The sequence below is a fragment of the uncultured Phyllobacterium sp. genome, assembly GCF_902479695.1.
GTDB lineage: Bacteria > Pseudomonadota > Alphaproteobacteria > Rhizobiales > Rhizobiaceae > Phyllobacterium > Phyllobacterium calauticae.
Genome location: NZ_CABSQF010000019.1, coordinates 36,811 through 53,805 on the forward strand (window position 1 = coordinate 36,811; position 16,995 = coordinate 53,805).

General features: G+C 56.5%; 10 protein-coding genes and 1 pseudogene. 3 read left to right on the forward strand and 8 right to left on the reverse strand.

All coding sequences use genetic code 11. The annotated features are described in order from the left end of the window. Nucleotides 1-98 precede the first annotated feature (98 nt). From RDL77_RS13335 to RDL77_RS13350, 4 genes are read right to left on the reverse strand one after another with little or no spacing between them, the layout of a single operon-like run. Entirely contained in the window at nt 99-2,753 is a 2,655-nt protein-coding gene (locus RDL77_RS13335) for an ABC transporter permease (RefSeq protein ID WP_288193252.1), read from the reverse strand. 1 nt (nt 2,754) lies between these two features. Next, nucleotides 2,755-3,441: an ABC transporter ATP-binding protein gene (locus RDL77_RS13340; RefSeq protein WP_288193253.1), complete on the reverse strand. Its 687-nt coding sequence runs from the start codon at nt 3,439-3,441 to the stop codon at nt 2,755-2,757. Next, on the reverse strand, nt 3,434-4,096 hold the full coding sequence (locus RDL77_RS13345) for an ABC transporter ATP-binding protein (protein ID WP_288193254.1): 663 nt from the start codon (nt 4,094-4,096) through the stop codon (nt 3,434-3,436). The genes RDL77_RS13340 and RDL77_RS13345 overlap by 8 nt, the downstream gene beginning before the upstream one ends. A gap of 1 nt (nt 4,097) precedes the next feature. Then, nucleotides 4,098-4,700, reverse strand: coding sequence for a hypothetical protein (locus tag RDL77_RS13350; RefSeq protein ID WP_288193255.1), 603 nt, complete (start codon nt 4,698-4,700; stop codon nt 4,098-4,100). Nucleotides 4,701-4,985: 285 nt separating this feature from the next. Between RDL77_RS13350 and RDL77_RS24840 the strand changes: the two are divergent. Then, nucleotides 4,986-5,111, forward strand: a pseudogene (locus RDL77_RS24840) (IS110 family transposase); the annotation flags it as partial. An 86-nt stretch (nt 5,112-5,197) separates the two neighbouring features. Here the strand turns inward: RDL77_RS24840 and RDL77_RS13360 are convergent. Next, nucleotides 5,198-6,109: an AraC family transcriptional regulator gene (locus RDL77_RS13360; protein ID WP_288193256.1), complete on the reverse strand. Its 912-nt coding sequence runs from the start codon at nt 6,107-6,109 to the stop codon at nt 5,198-5,200. A gap of 61 nt (nt 6,110-6,170) precedes the next feature. Between RDL77_RS13360 and RDL77_RS13365 the strand changes: the two genes are divergently transcribed. Next, nucleotides 6,171-6,905, forward strand: a complete 735-nt coding sequence (locus RDL77_RS13365) for an SDR family oxidoreductase (RefSeq protein WP_308526404.1) — start codon at nt 6,171-6,173, stop codon at nt 6,903-6,905. 591 nt (nt 6,906-7,496) lie between these two features. Here the strand turns inward: RDL77_RS13365 and RDL77_RS13370 are convergent. Further along, entirely contained in the window at nt 7,497-11,525 is a 4,029-nt protein-coding gene (locus RDL77_RS13370; RefSeq protein WP_288193258.1) for a hypothetical protein, read from the reverse strand. A gap of 12 nt (nt 11,526-11,537) precedes the next feature. Continuing rightward, nucleotides 11,538-15,044, reverse strand: coding sequence for a hypothetical protein (locus RDL77_RS13375; RefSeq protein WP_288193260.1), 3,507 nt, complete (start codon nt 15,042-15,044; stop codon nt 11,538-11,540). Between the two features lie 633 nt (nt 15,045-15,677). Here RDL77_RS13375 and RDL77_RS13380 point away from each other — a divergent pair. Next, entirely contained in the window at nt 15,678-16,217 is a 540-nt protein-coding gene (locus RDL77_RS13380; RefSeq protein WP_288193261.1) for a hypothetical protein, read from the forward strand. Nucleotides 16,218-16,285: 68 nt separating this feature from the next. Here the strand turns inward: RDL77_RS13380 and RDL77_RS13385 are convergent, their stop codons facing one another. Beyond that, a complete protein-coding gene (locus RDL77_RS13385; protein WP_288193263.1) occupies nt 16,286-16,963 on the reverse strand; it encodes an HAD hydrolase-like protein in 678 nt (225 codons plus the stop codon). Between the last annotated feature and the right edge of the window lie 32 nt (nt 16,964-16,995).

Below are 16,995 nucleotides of genomic sequence, written 5' to 3' on the forward strand. Positions count from 1 at the left end.
GACAGTGTATATTGTTAATTACGATTGAGGCCCCGAGTTGGGCTTGTTCTCATCCTGCCCTGCAAGCTCAACCTCATCTGAAACTGTGCACGAACAACTTATATTTGTCGCCAGAATGCCTGGGACGCCTGTCTGCGGCGGCGTTCGGTAAACGCCACGGCAAGAACGACCGAGGCGATTGTGGTGGCACCGACTGCGAGCAGGTAAAGCCACGGCACCGACATGGTTTCCGGCGGCGGATCAAAAACACCTGTCAGCATCCTGATGAGAATACCAGCCGTTATCACGCCCGTAACAAGACCGAATGTCAAACCTCCAAGCAGAATGATGGCGGCCTCACTCCACAAGAATGCCGCGAGTTGGGCTGGCTTGACCCCGATTGCGTTGAGAATGGCATAGTCGCGACTTCGGTCAATAAAACCGAGGGCAAGCATGAGCCCAGCCGAGACAATCGCCATGATGAGCGCGAACGCCAGTTCAATCGAGGTCAAGCCGCGAAGGTCGACTGCGGTAAGGCTGGAGCCAATCAAACGGCTGACCGAGCCAATATCCACGATTTTCAACGATGGGAACGAGCCTAATGATACGCTAGCCGCGCGCGCGACAGCGGCCGGATCGATGCTTGTACGCAGCAGCACATATTCGGCCGTCGCGTCGCCGGTAATTTTTGAGACATAGTCCATGTTTGCGACCAAAAACGAATCTTTCGGCGCAGTGGGAAACTCCCTTACGACACCGATGAATTTAAACGGGTAGGCATGATATTGATGGTCGGCCGCGTTTTGCAGGCGCAGGTTTATCGTGTCACCCGTTTTGAGCTGAAAGTCCTTTACCGTTTCCTCTGACACGAGAACCCCGTCGGGCGTTTTCAGGAGGCCGGCCAGATTGTCGGCGGCAGTTCCCGCAGAGAAAAAGGCGTCGGACAGTTTCGTCGCAGCCTGAATGCGTGCGGGATCGATTCCATATAAATCCTGCAAATCCGTGCCGACATAGGCGAAGCGATGCTGCATGGGACGCGCCACCGTGACGCCTGGAATGGATTCCAATTGCGCCAATTGGCTCCCCGCGGGTTGCAATGTGGTGCCAAAAACCGTGACATCGGAGCCGTTCGTCAGTTCGGCATCCACATGCGCCTGATCGTTGAACGTGCGATTGAAAACCGCCGTGGAGGTTGCAAACGACACCGCCATCGCGACCATGGCAATTGCGAGCGTCAATCGCCCGGCTTGTCGTGAAAGCGAGGACGATACAACCTTCGTCATCGACCCGCTCACAGGCATGACCATCGCGCGCAATATTGCACCATTTCCACGAATGATGAAGCCGCAGATGCGAACACAGAAAAGCGCAGATCCTAGCCAGAACAGGATCGGAGCGGCGAATGCCGTATAGTCGACGGCAGTCGCTGCAACTCCTTCCGTTGCTAGAACGACCTGGTAGCCATGTGCCGCCGAATGCCAGAAAATAGCTGCTGCCGACAAGATCAGCACGACATCTGCATAGAATTGCTGCCAAAGCGGTACCGCAGCGGGTTCGACTGCTTTCCGGGCAAGCTGAACGGTTCGAAGCCGGGCCGCATTCCAGGCGGGGAGAATGACCGCTGCCAGGGATAGCAGCATGCCAAAAGCCGCCAGAGCCGCGAACAGAAACACGTGCGATAAGCTCAGCGGCACATTCCCCAAGAACGTTCTGGTCAATATGAATGCCAGGATCACTCCGCCGATGACACCCAATGGACCAACAACAAACGCCTCCATCGCCGTCAACCAAAGAATTTGACGCATTGACGCACCGCGAACGCGCATTTGAGCTTGTTCACGTTTTCTGCGACCGGCACCTGAAGCGGTAATGGCAAAAGTCAGCATCACCGAAAGCAGTATTCCCGGCACGCCAAGAAACAGAAACAAAACGCGGGCATAGAGGGCATCGCCTCGCACCGCATCCAGCCGTGCTCCAAGATTGTTGGCGAGCAATGCCGAGCCTGCGACCCGGGCTTCAAGATGACGGCCGGCACCAGTGACGTAAGCATAGGCGGCATCGGGGTTTGCAGGTAATTCTGCGTGCGAAAGCTTCGCATGGAACTGCAACTTGATGCTACCGGGAGAAGCTTCTTCCTGTTGTCTGAAAATATCTTTCCAAATATTCAAGGGAAGTATCAAGACATTGTCGGGAGGTGCCTGTGGGGCCGATTGGGGAGGCAAACCTATCGATTGGAAAAGTGAATCCGCATCGGGCAAATCGACAATGCGGTCGATTTTTAGCGCCGCGGGCGACAAACCGACACGATGGATCGTAACAATATCACCTGGCTTAACGTGGAGGTTTGATGCTGTCTGCTGGGTTATCATCGTACCGCCATTTGGCGCTGACAATGAGCGGATTTCGGCAGGGAAGCTTTGGAGATAGGCGGCGTCAAATGCGAGCACCTTGCCAGGCCCGGTGGTTTGGGTGGTTCCGTCAGTCGTGGCTTCCAGGCCGGTCACGCTTGCAAAATGCGCCTCGCCCATAGCGGCAACCCTTGCGGATTCAGCAATCGCTTTCTTTATCTCTGCTTTATCGGCCGTAGCCAGAACTTCGACCTGCCAGTCAATCGGCACGCCTGCAATCGCTCTCCTGGTCATCGTTTGGGCGCTGGAAGAAAGAAAGAGGCCGAGACACGCGATCAAGCCGACTGTCCCTGCAATGCCTGCAGCGGTTCCCAAAAGCTGCAAGGGGCGGCGCGTGACAAGACCGTATACCCAAAGACCCATCATTTCACGGCACCAATTCGGCGAGAGATGGATTGTCGGTGGTCAGCGTGCCGTGTCGCATCGACCATTGTTTCTCCATGCGCTCGGCGACCCTCAGATCGTGCGTCGCGATAATAAGCGCAGTTGACGTGCCATCGATCTGTCTGAGAAGCACGTCGATCAATGTCCTTGCCGTTGCCACGTCAAGCTGACCGGTCGGCTCGTCCGCAAGGATCAATCGCGGTTGTGTTACGAGTGCTCTTGCCAAAGCGACGCGTTGGGCCTGCCCGCCCGACAACTCTTCCGGAAGCTTCTCCGCCAGCCCATCGAGCTGGAATTCAGCGAGCAAGGCCATCGCACGTTGATCAGGCAAACCCTGCCCGCTTGAAACGATCAGCGGCAAGGCCACATTTTCAAGAACCGTCAGAGCGGGAAACAAACTTTGTGATTGAAAAACATAGGTAATTTTCTCAGGCCGCAGGGTATCTCCGGCACCGAGCGCCGGCCAGGTGACAATCCCTCGGGTGGGCCGGTCAAGGCCGCCCAGCAGATAGAGGAGTGTAGACTTGCCGCTTCCGGAGGGGCCTGTAAGCGCAATCCGATCCCCGGATATGATCCGGCACGATGACGGCTGCAGGACCGTGCTCACGCCGGATGTTCCGTCTGGAAAGTCCCTTGCAACATCTTTTGCATCGACCAGACACTCAGTCATGGACCACCTTCCCGTCCCTCAATCTGAGAACACGATCCGCGATACCGGACATTGCATCGCTATGGGTCGCAACGAGCGTTGATTTGCCGGCCTGTCGCCGCTTTTTGAAATGCTCGATCAGGTGCGATTCAGTTTTTCTGTCAACTTCAGCTGTGGGCTCGTCGGCGACAAGCAGCACAGGATCTGCCGCAAGTGCTACAGCCAACCCTGCGCGAGCCGCCTCCCCCCCGGACAGCTCATTCGGATAACCATAGGCACGATGCCGCAGATCGACTGTCGAAAGCAGCATTTCGATGCCGTTCATGTTTGCCATGCCTGCCAGGTGCATCTGAAGTTCGATGTTTTCGGTCACGGTGAGGTGCGCAAGAAGGTTCGGCACCTGTTGCAAAATGCCCAAACGCGTCGCCCTTATGGACGCTCGAAATGCTTCGGAGCGCCGCGTGATCCTCTCACCGGCAATGATGACGTAACCGCCGTCCGGTTCTTCAAGGCCTGTCAGGCATGACAGCAAGGTCGATTTACCGCTGCCCGATGGTCCGGTAACCGCAACAATCTCGCCATGCCCAACCTGAAGGCTGACGCCACGCAGTGCCGCCGTTTCATCATCCCCATTGTGGTAAAATCGGTACAATTCATGGGCTTCGATGAGCGGCATGTCATTGCCAGCGAAACGATTGGGACATCATGCGCCATTGATCTGCATTGTCCGCTCCAAATGGTGCATACAGATCGAGCTCGGCAAGCTTTCCATTCCTGAAGTAAAGGTAGCGTCTGTTCTCAAGCCGAACCTGTTTGTTCGTGACCGCGTTTGGCTCGGAATCTGACGTGTATGAAATCAGGATGGCATTGCCACCAGATACCTTTACGGCGCGAACGCCAGCGACCTTGACCGCCTTTCCAGCGGCCTCCATTTTGGGAACATAGTCTCGCTTTACGGATTCTACCGAGGGCGGCGAAGCGGCGGCGGAAACCATAACCACCACGCCGTCCAATTTATCAGTAAAGCTGACGCCGTCCGGTCCGTCCTTTCTTGCCCATCCTTCGGGAACTTTCAAAGAAAAGCCGAGAGCCGAGCGATACTCGATAAAGACTTGGGTATCGGGGATGTCTCCGGGCGGATTCTTTTCCGTCGCAGAATCCTCAACCTGAGGTACCGATGCCGAATGCGCTGCCGGCAATGTTAAGCAAGATGATGTGACAGCGGCTGCGAGCGCCAAGGCGATCGTGACCGCAGGGTGTTTTTCGAGATATTTGTACATGGTCATTCCTTCGTGCGCGCCACCATGCGCCATCGAAGACCATAAACATCCAACTTTACGACCGCTTCGCCGCTACCATACGGTTCCGTAAGGCGATCGACCATACGCACAGCCGATCAGCTTAGGGACATCGGCTATTCCGAAGACAATCGGCCCATACTCGAGGTCAAAGCAGGTCTGATGACGAAGTTGATGTTGATGCGGTAGGAACCGCCGAACTCCACTGCGCGGAAGTACCAACTGTTGGTCTGTCTCGGCCTCACTCCGTGACGATACGAGTCTGGCGAAACCAGTCGAATTGGCCGTATTTCCAAGCAAGGAAACAGAATGACAAGAAAGCACCTCCATGAGGTGGCGACATTTCTATCAACGCTTCACCTACGCTTTTCGATACTAAAGGCGTGGGCATGAAACTGGCCAAGTGTACTGGTCTGCTTTCGGGCCAGACGAGGGCGGTAGCGGACAGAAAAATAGGTTTCGTCAGATAGGCTCCCGGCTCACGCCAAGTGCTGTCGCGGTGCCTCGCCAAAGGTACGGCGAAATGCATGGCCAAACGCACTTTGAGATGTGTATCCGACACTCGCCGCCACGTTGCTGACGCTGGAATGACGTTCAGCCAGTGCAGCACGGGCGCGCGTCATCCGCCAGTTGCGCATATACGCAAACGGTGCCTGTCCTATGCGGCGGGTAAAAGTCGACGAGAAGGCCGCCCGCGACATACCCGCCTCAGCGGCCAGGGCGGCAACGGTCCATGGGTGTGCGATATCGCTGTGGAAGCTTTGGATCGCACGCCCGATGCGTGGGTCCGCCAGCGCGCCAAGCCAGCCGCTGGTCGTTTCGGAAGCCGCGGTGAATGTGCGAATAGCATGGATCATCAGAACCTCCGCCAATCTGGCTGTAACAACCTCGTGTCCCATAGCGGGCCGCTCGGCCTCCCCGTCCAACAGGCCCAGAACCGCCGTGATCGCTGCGGCTCCCATTGACCTGCCAGAGACGTGCATGAACGCCGGCAGCATATCGAGGAGGAAGGATGCGTTCCCGGGCGTAAAGGAAATGCCGCCGCCAAGCGTCACCGTCTCGTCACCCCCCACGCACACAAGGTCGTTCCCTTCGGCATACAGGCCCGAACCGTCAATCGGCACCAGCGTGGGATCGCTCGCAATCACATAGGCCGTGCGGCCGATTAAACAGCAGTCACCCGCTTCGATGCGCTGGGGCGCGGTATCGGGCAGCAGGAGCCAACCGGCCCCACGCAGCACGGCGACGAATTTCAGGCGTTCGAGCGCGGGAAACGCCAGCGCCCAATCGCCCGAGCCCTCAAAGCGGGTCCTCCGGGTCGCCCGCGCATCGAGCACGGTGAGCACATCTGATAGCGGATCAAAGGTTCGAGACGATTGCGATAAAATCATGGCTTTTCAAGCATAGTACGTCTAGCGCACTTTTTCTATAGTTGTGTGGAAGGAGACCAACATGACCATAGCAGGCAAAGTAGTGGCGATCACCGGCGCTAGCAGCGGCATCGGCCGCGCGACCGCAATTCTTCTGGCGGAAGCAGGTGCCACAGTGGTGCTCGGCGCGCGGCGCGAAGACGTCCTGACGGAGGTCGCTCGGGGCATCGCTGCCGTCGGGGGCAAGGTTGCCTACAAGGTGACTGACGTGCGCGTTCGTGCCGATCTCGAGGCGCTTGTGGCGCACGCGGTGGAGCATGGAGGCAGGCTGGACGTCATCGTCAACAATGCCGGCATCAGCCCTATTTCACGCTTTGACGCCCTGCGTGTCGAAGACTGGGACGCCATGATCGACGTAAATCTGCGCGGTACGCTATACGGCATCGCCGCCGCGCTGCCAATCTTCGCAAGCCAGCGCAGCGGGCATGTCATCAATGTGGTATCAACCGCCGGCATCAAGATTGTGCCAACGATGGGCGTCTATGCCGCGACCAAGAATGCCGTACGGACGATCAGCGAGACCCTGCGGCAGGAAGCTGGACCCCATCTGCGGGTTACCGAAGTGTCGCCGGGTATGACAGCGACCAATCTCACCGACTCGTTCACCGACACAGCCGTCAGGGATGCCATCGCAGCGCGGATTGGGGACATCGCCATCCCTCCTGCAGCGATTGCGCGAGGCATCGCCTTCGCCATCGATCAGCCTGACGACGTGGACGTCGGCAGTATAGTCATCCGGCCGACAGCCCAGGATTGAGCATCCGCGTCCCGATGCGATCACGCTTGGTTACTCTGCCGGTTGTTGCTGGGAGCCGACGAGAGCCAGCTGCCGAGATACCAAATGCCCTCCAACCACCACAAGGGCCGCACCGATAGTCGATATTTCACCTCTCACAAAAGTCGTTGTAAGCGCGCTTAGCGGACTCTTTATCCGAATCCTTGATTATAAGACCGCCGAGAGCGAAATAGTCATACTTCTCCTTTGCCTCCCTTGGGTCTCGATAGACGGCTCTGCTTCCAGAATCGTCGATATAAACTGAGACACTCAACCATATTGCTTCACCCCATAGTATTGGAGCTATCATGCGAAATAAAACTGAACAGGCAGCTATCGTACTACGGTGCTTCGCCGGGACTTCCGTCTTTTGTAGCAAACGTCGCCACTTACGGTGACCAATCCAGATACAATGCTTGTGGCGCATCGCACCTGATATCAGTCGCTCAAAACCCCGTGCTGCGCACCAGTTTCAAAAAAAACGAACTTTGGGTCTCCCACCCCGTCCTCTTCTCACCCTGTCAAATCCGTACTGCGTCGGTTCAACTGCCGTTTTCGCCGATCATCCGGGAACTAGGTCTGAAGCGCGAACATCTCGAGATAGACGATCCGATATTCGCGCGCTCCGTTGTCACCAATTGCCTCGTGTTGATCGGTGGGACGTGGTTCGCGCTCGGCAATCACAAGCCGGAAGCGTTCGCCATCTTTTGCAGCGCGGGGCAGAATGACGTCATAGCTTGCGATCTCCGGCATGAGGAGTCCTGACAAGAGGTTGCCGCTTGCTGTCAACTGCAGAAAATCCCTCTGCTGACGCAGGGTTTCTGCAGACGCAGCGCGCTTGCGGCTCACGACCTTAGTGCGCTGGCGCTGAGACACCTTGACCACCTGAGCGCCTTGCAGCGGCTCCCAACCGAAATCTTCGTCTGCGGCTTTTTCCAGGCGTTCGACAAGAACCTCGATTTGAGAACGAGCCTGCCGGCGTCGCGCGCCGAACTTCTGAAACATGCCGACGAAGGGAATTCCGAACAATCCAACGCGATAATGAAGCGGATCCTTGCGAACCAGGGTTGCCAAACGATCATTGGTGAGCTGGACAATCTCTGTAATGGCGGATGGCGACAGATGCGCCCCGGGAGCAGAGATCGGTTGATACCGTGCGAGCGCCAGCCGAATGAAGGGCATGTAGCTGAGCCCGGGATCAAGGACGATGTCTGCAAACCAAAGTTGACGCTCCGCGTCAAAACCCACCAAATGCGGAGCAACCTCCACGCGTACATCTGCCGGGGTGCCCGGCATAGGCAGCTGTGTGACCGGAAGTTGTGCGGCGGGCAGTTCACCTTCCGATTTCGGAAATATCGGATCAAGACGATCCGGTGCGATCGGGCCTTGATAAACTGCTGCCGGAAACCGGCTGCGAGCCGGTGATCCATCGGCCAAGCTGTTGTGTTCAGCAGTTGGATCACCGCCCCACCGCGTCACAAAACCTCCAAGTTTCGTATCAACCTCCGCTGCAGCCATTCCTGTGGGAGGCAAGATCACACCAAGCATCTCCATTGCGCCGGTTACCAGCCAGGGTCGCCTCAAATAGACGCGCAATCCGCCACCATCCCGGTAACTGCGTTGCTCATTGCCGTCGGTTACCCGGGTCCAGCCAAAAGTCGGGATAACATAGACAATATCGGGAGCTGGCGGTGGCGCACTGTTCGGCACGAAACCGATCACTTCGTCGGACGATACGATCAAATCGGCGGCATGCGTTGGTTCGCGAAGCGCTTCCGGCATGAACTGTGCAAAGCGTGTTGTTGCAGCAAGGGTGTATCCGACACGGCGATAACGTGTGTCGGGGAAAGTGTGCGCAACTTCATCTTTCAGAAAAACGCGGTGCCCTGGAGGAGACCTGCCGGGTGCCTCCAGCCGTGCAAGCTTGAGTTCAGCGGCATGGCCACCGCCGACATGCCAACGCGGCAATGGTTCGGTCACGTCATCGACCGGATCAAGCCAGTGACCGGAAAGATCCAGCTTCTCCGTGCTGAGGCTGTCAACGGGCGTAGCGAATCCAATTGCACACGCTGTCTTGCCAACTGCCCGACCGATCACCAGAGACTCTATCGCGGGGCGCACAAGCGGTTTCTGAACGGCATGAACGAGGTCCAGATCGCGCCACGGCGTTAACATCCAGTGTCGCCCCTCAACCGCGCGCTCTTCCAATGCCAGTTGTTGATCAGGCTTTGCGTGCTCGATTCCCCACTGATAAATACCCAGCAGCGCAAGATCCTTGCGTTCGAGTGCATGGCTGAGGCGCACACGCACATGTTCGCCTTTCTCCAACGGGACGAACAATATCCGCTGGGCAGGATCAAAATTTGAACCACGCGGCCCCTCGCCGATTGCTATCCGAAAAGAGCTGGCATCCGGCCATGCCGATCCAGGCGAATAAAAGGGAACCTCCAATGTTTCCGTACTGCCGTCGCCATAGCCCGCAATGCGCACGCGGCAAACACGGGACAGCGGGTCAGGCAGAAACGGCAGCGTAAACACCGCTTCAGCGACGGGGAATCTTTGCTCGCTTGCATCTGCGGCAAGAGTAGCAAGCTCACCATCGCGAGCGACAAGGAGATTGTATGATACCGGATCCAACCGGCCACCCGTATCCAGCATGCCATGCAATTCTGCCATGCGTTGAGAGCCCGACGGCGGCACAACATGGCGGGAGGCCACTTCGGCGGTTGGTACCGCATTATCGCCTTCCGTCACATTGAACGTTCTGATCGCCGCAACCTGAAGGCTCTCTCCGTGTAACGGTGGAAGCAGATCTGGTGCGCCAACCAAAGCAAAGTTCGGAGCCTCGACCGGCTCGAATCTGTAATAAACCGTTGGCGGAGTTTCGATACCATTCAACGTCGTTGCATTCTCGTCCAACGAGCGCGCATTGCCCGCAAGATCGACAGTACGCATCCTGACCTGGTAGCTTTGACCGAACCGCAACGACGGCAAAGACCTTGCTGTGGCAACATGGTCAACCTCTAATGGCAAGCCGGGCGGCGCAAGGCTTTCCGGATCACCAACCTTATCGGCAGGATCAATCGCGCGGCCAGGACGCGGCGCTGTCAGACTCCATCCATCCCAGCTAAGTATCGCCGCATCGACCTTCAACAGATCAGGTTCCGAACCGTCCGCAGACCCTGATGCGGCCAAGCGCACATTTCCCTCGTCATCGGCAACCTGCAATGTGGAATTGTCAACGAGAAAGCGATAGGTGCTGATGCGCCGGCAGAGTGAGCGCCAGGCCCCTCCTCCCGTCGATACGTCGGCCCGCACGCCGCGCAACAAGTCTTCCTGAAACAGCACAATGGGTTGGTTGGCCGCAAGCTGGCTCTGTATTTTAGCGGACTGATCGAAGGCCTCCTCAAGGGCATAGCCCGTTCCGTCACTGGCAAGAACAATACCGCCTGACCGCAGTGCCGGGGCGCCAGCCCTGTCGGGCTCGGGTGCGACCGGATCCCGGCCGTCGAGTGACTGATTGCCAATCTCCAGCTCGCGCCGGTCAGTATTGGCGATGTTGATGGCGAACTGCCGAACCTTGAGCGCCGATCCATTGACATCCACTTCAACAAGGCTGCTGTCGCCAAGCAAGACGTATCCGTCACTGACCATGGGGGTGCCCGCAGGGCGCGGCGCTGGCGCGAAACGGTCATCGTGCAAGATTGTACGCGTGGCGGGAAAGATGTCGGGCAATGTGCTGACCGAATTGGTTTTTTTCCAATCGACAATCAGCTCCAGCTGGTCGTCGACATCCCTTGGGAAAACATCGCGCGGCAGCAAGAGATCAAGCCGAAAACCGCTCGCGCGCAGAAGCCTGGGATGATGCGACAGAAGGGAGACGATACGGTGGAAATCAATATCCTCCCGGAAAGCGCCAGGATCTGGCAGAGGAACCAAATCATGTGTCTGCCATGAGACGTCCTCGCGAGGATCGTCTGGTCCGGCCTTCAATCTCGTGTCTGTCCGAAGTCCGGATAGCGGCGTGTTATACGCGTTGGCCAAGGCAAAGCGCCCCAACCGCGTACCGTTCAGTGGAGATCGGTTCGCCGGGATTCGCTCGCGGCGGCGAGACCGCAATAGCCTGAAAACGTCGGCCGCGCGCGGCTCACCTTTACCACCTATACCTTCAAGCTGCCCGAACCATGAAAGACGCGACGGGAGTTCATCTTCGCATTTTGCCGCCATCGTGCCATAAATCTCGGCAATATCCTTTGCGAGCGCCACGGCTGGTGACGTCAAAACGCTCGTATTCTGACGGTCCTCAAACTGATGAGCGCGAACGAATGTCTTCTCATCAAACAGGCGTCGCTGCACATTGACCTCCGGCAACGTCTCGAAGACGGCCTCGGTAATGTTGCCGTTAAATCGTACAGCGAGCTTTGCGGCAGCAACCCGCGCGGCCCAATCCAGAAAATCAGGAAACAGCTTCAATGGTTCTCCGGGCGTTGCCGTCGTCACAAGGCGGGGAGATACGAGCACGGACAGGCGCAGGCTCTTGCGATCGGCTGTGGTGCCGTTTGGAAGCGCCGTCCAGATCAACTGTTGTGTGCGATCGACCATTTTGGGACCTCCTCAGGCAAAAGCGTTGGCATAAGCGTGCCAAACAGCAGGGGTAGGTACGAAGTCTATGAAACGCGGATCCGATTCTGAGCCCGCAAAACTGCGTTCAACAACGACGCTCGCACTGACGGAAAAGAAAGCAATATCAACTTCGACGGTCAAAACGGCCTGGCCCTTGACCACGGACGTGGTGCCTTGCTTGTAATATCCAAGGGACAAGTTGAGGATGATCGACACGGAGATAAGGCCCAACGCCTGTACCTCTCCGCCCATTTCAACATAGCCCTTGAACACCGTAAGCCGATCGGGCTCGTTCCAGTGGAAGTACAAACCGCCTTTCACATAGATGCCACCGGAGGCAATGCCGAAATCAAGTTCAGCAAAAGCACCAAACTCAAGTGCAGCCTCGATTTCCTGAATGCCTTTGGAGGTCATCCCGAGCATGACAAAACCGCCGCCGCCAAAGAGAGCGACCGTCAACTGAAATGGATTCTGCCTTTCGGCAAAACCGAATTTGAAAACGAGCGGACGGCCATCGAACGGCAACTGAATCGCCGCAAAAATCATGATGTTCTTGAGCGTGAAAACACCCAGAACGACGCTTGGAACACCGAATTTTCCGCCAACCGTCAAGCCGCCGTTCTCAAGTTTTATGATCGGTTTAAAGCCAAAACCGGGTTTGGAAGAGCCGCTTCCACCGCCACTGCCTCCACTGCCGCCGCTACTGCCTCCACCACCTCCGGATGAGGATCCGCCAAACGCGGATCGGCGCAGCGTTTCAAGAAAAGCGAGCGGGCCACCGAACATGATTGGATCGGTACCAGCCAGCTTGGGATCAGGTTCCATTCCCTTCGCGGTGCCCGCCTTGAAGCTGAACGAATCGAAGCTGACGATGATCGCTCCGAAAAAGTCGAATTTGAACCATGTGAGCTTGGCTTCAACATAGGCCTCGGGGTCCTTCAACCCGGCGTCGCGGGCGTAACTGCCTGGCCCCGAACCCACCTGATCTGCCGCGGATTTGGGTTTTGCGACTTGCAGATAGGTTATGGTTGCCGCCTTGACGTCAAAGGTGGATGTGCCACGTTGATTCATCTTCAAGACAAGGACCTTGTCGGGAAGCGTGGCGACATGGTGCTCGAAGCTGGTTTCAACCTGTTCCTTCGTGCGTGTTGTTTTGAGTTGTGGAATATGGCTGGCCTCGCTCATGACCAGCGGCACGAGCAGATCCTTCAGATCGATACCGCCAAAGATTTTGGCTGATGGAAACCATTTGTCCGGCTGAAAACTGCCGCCGGCAAATGTCGCGGAGTCTCCCGTCGCTGTGCCTCCGACATGTCCAAACTCCTGTGACAGGCCGACAACCCCGAAGGTCGGTTGGACGAAGCCGCCGGATTTGTCCGATCTTCCGCCGCCGCCAAGATCTGCAACCAACGACATGTCTTTGGCTGCAAGGAACAATTTCCCGGCATTGGAGCCACCAAATCCTGCACCCAGATAGTGATCGGCATACTCGAAGTTTCCAAGCCCTTCACCGCCGGTCATTTGCGCGATTTCGGTGGACTGAAGACGCACGGTCGCAATCAGGGGATAGCAACGTGGACCGTTGCCACCCTTCCAGCCGGGCACGTCTTTCACGCGGAAATGCAATTCATCAATCGGAAAAGTAACCGACCCTGGACCAGGTGCCAGCTGCAACAATTGTTTCTGCAGATCGGCCGACGTCCGGCCGGGAACCGCTTGGTCGGGGCCATTGTATTGACCTGCTGCGCCAGCAGTTGGCTTGGCTTCGGAAACGAAGTGAAGCGGCAGATCAAAGCGGGCAACGTTCCCTCCCAGATCTACCGCCTTGATTGTAAAACGGAAATCCTCTTGTTTCCCGGGAGCGACCACAATCTGGGGCCAAAAATCCTCCTGGTCCGAAGGGGGCGCGAGATTCGGAGTCTGTTTGGTGAGGATTTCAACAGACGTGAATGGGAAATCCCGTCCTGCGTGAGGTTGCCCCGGCAGGGGATATGCCCGAACGGATTCGATCAACAGAATGCGCAACCTCTGGCGAAGCACGGCGATACGGCCACCGTCAGGGCCCGTTTGAAATCTACGCTCGGTAATCTTCAACACCGAAGCACGATGCCCAAGCGGCATCAGCATTCCCACGCGCAGGACTTCGACGGCATAGTCGCGCCCCATCGCAGCATGGTGCACCCATTTGATGAGCGAAAGCGGCAACCCATTCGGTCCGACAGGCCGCGTCATCCAGGTTCCGTCAACATCCAGCCATCCGCCAAGCGACGTGAGCATCAAGCGATGGGCAGAAGCAGGAATAGGTTGATAGGGTTTGCTCGAAATGGGCAACAAAGCCGTTTCGTCGGCCGTCAGCCGAACGAGGTCTGCGCGATCACCTCCCGAGAGCGACATCTGAAAAGGCGGCTCGCTAGCGGAAGGATTCGGGAAATCGGGGCTCCAGATCGCAGAGATTGAAATGTGGGCTTCCGTCGCATCAACGCGTTTTGCCCGCTGGGTCGCCCCAAGCCGGCTGTGCCACAGTTCGACACGCCGGTTTTTCTCGCCCCTGACAACGGGGCTTTGCGCATGAGAGAAGCCAACATCATCCTCTATCGGCGACAACAACAGCCGATAGGGAATTTCGAGCGCCGTCTGATTGTAAGCGGGTTGCCTGGGATAGAAGAGAAGCAATAGCCCAGGAATGACTCCGACCAGGGAACCGACATCGTTCGAACCCGCGAAACGTTCTGCGAACGCATCCACGAGTTGCAACTCCGCCGCATGCTGAGCCTGTTGAACGTCGGATGCACGGATACCCCGGCCGGATAGCAGGCTCTCGACAACGGCACCGACATGCAGCGCCGCCTCGCGTACAGATTGCGTCGTGAGAGCATCAGCGTTCTGAGCAGCACGACGCACCGTGCGCGCGATATTGATGGCCAAATCGGGTTTTGCCTTCATGACGGGAGCAGTTCGACTTATTGCAGCCAATGAAGAGAGCACTACCCGGTACGATGGAGACAGAAAGGAGAGACGCGGCGGACTCAGCGGCACGCGCGCAAGCGGCCAGGACGTCATGGCATCGAGAAATCCGGCAGCCGAGGCGTCCCAGTCGGTGGTTCCGCTCGGGAATTGATAGACAACCCGGCTCCGTCCTGCCAACCGGAGCGCTGCTGGCAAATCATTCGGTGCGAGCGCGCTTGGTGTCTCATCAAACGATACATCCGCGAATACTTCTTCCGCAAACGCTTGCGGTTGATGGCAGACGGCGAGAAAAGCAGGCTTTTTGCCATCAAGCGGAGCAATTCTACGTCCGCCTGCTGCGCTTGTGATTGCGAGATTGTACAGCTTAAGCGTCAATATAACGAGATCATCCGCCCGCCAAAAACGCAGTTGAATTGGGACTGGATCAATCAGTCCCGGTATCAACCCCGCGATGATGGGGTTCAACTCACGAGCGCCAAGCAACCAAGAATTGCTCTCCACCAGTTTTACTGTTTTGATTTGACTAGCCATTGAAACTCTCCCCCCTGGAGGTTCTGCTGGCCTAAACATGCGCTCTTTTCTTCAAGTTATCCATACAGAAAGCGCTAAGAAATATTGGCTAAGCCATTTGCAGAATACTCAAACGTCAATATCTGCCACGGCGCATAGAGTTAGTTTACAAAACCGTGAAGGATTGACAGGACGCCAAGTTCTACTTCTGAACGCAGCGAAACAATCAATCCATCGTTTTGCGCATCACGTTGGTCACGTTCTCGCAATTGACCGCAGCTTGTCTCACACATGCTCCCTTGGGCGGTTTCCAATCTGGTCCCCTTGCATTTTTCTGCGTAAGAAAGCTAGGGCCACTTCGGAAGCATATTGCGATCATTTTCGTGCGGGTTATCGCAATTTGGCGTCGGCAGAGTTACACCCTTTGTGACCCGAGAACGCTTCCATCATCGATATAAGCGTTGATTTCCACACTTGGCCGATCCAGGGCGTTGCCGAACCAGCACAAATCCGGCCGTTTCCACCCATCGCCTATCGCGCGATTACATGTGTCTGCAGGACCTGATCGTTGTCGGAGACATGGCTCTTTGATTTCGTATTATTCCTGTCGTGCCCTCTTCATAGTCTCAGCGCCACGACATTGAAGGAAAAACAATGAGCCCTCGTCAAAATGCGATCCAAGAGATTGCGCAGCATATTCTTGTGGCGAGCCAGGGGATTGATCATCCCTACAGAATAGCAATAAATGGTCGAACAGTTGCTGGGAAAACCAGTTTCGCGGACGATGCGCGCGACTGGCAGGCTATAACGAGCTTGATGTTGGATCCATTGGGTCCAGATGGCGTTCGCATGTACCGAATCCAGATATTTGATCTGAGGGCGGATGTTCCCTTGCATGAATTGCCTCTGGAGGCTCCGTCCGACGCTGTTGTGATCTTGGATGGGACATTTCTTCAACAGGAGGAATTGGCCGGCGGCTTCGATTTCATCATCTTTGTCGACGTTACCACGCAAGAATATCTTGCACGCGGCGTGAGCCGGGACAGCGCTCTTCTCGGCGGTCCCGATCAAGCGGGAATTGTATTTGAAGAGCGATATCCAGGCGCTTTTGAGATTTATGAGAAAAGGACCGATATCAGGTCGACCGCCAAAATATCATTGTGGAGAATTCCGACTTCGCGAATCCCAAATTGACATTGCGAAGAGTGCAATCGCACCCGCCGCCCGCTGATTGAAGGAAACGCCGCTTTGTTGAAGGGTTTTCAGGCGGCCGTTGCTCGCAGTAAGTTCAGTATCGCATTCTTGAGCTCTGCAGGGCCGCTGATCAGCATATCGGCTCCTGCCAAGTCGAGTTCCTCCCGGCTGCCGTAACCCCAGGTCACGCCAATCGCTTTCATATTGTTCGCATGCGCCCCGGACACATCGAATTTACGATCGCCCACCATCAGGCATTTATCCGGGTTCAGCTGGTTCTCTGCCAGAATATACGCGATCAACTCGGGCTTGTGATCTGTCACAACACCCGGTTCTGAACCGTAAATTCCGGCGAACAAGCGGTTCTGTTCAAGATTTTCCAGAATCCTTCGAGCAAAGAAGACGCGCTTTGATGTCGCCAGAAACAGGTTCATTCCCTCATTGCGAAGGGAATTCAGTGCGGAAGGAATCCCATCATAAAGCGTGCTCATCAGAAGTCCCCGAGCGCTGTAGTCGCTGCGGTAGGCATCGACCGCATCAGAGATGCGTCCGTCGCCATAGGGTTTGAGCAGATATCCCATCACCTCCTCGATGGGAGGTCCGATCAACGATTCAATATCCATAACCTCGGGCGGCTCGTGTCCGAGTGCACGCAGGGCGGCACGACAGCTGGACACAATGCCGGGTTGCGAGTCGATCAGTGTGCCGTCGAGGTCCAGAAGAATGGAAAGATCAGAATTCGGCATTTGGATTGGATTTCCCCTCGCTTTGTCTTGTT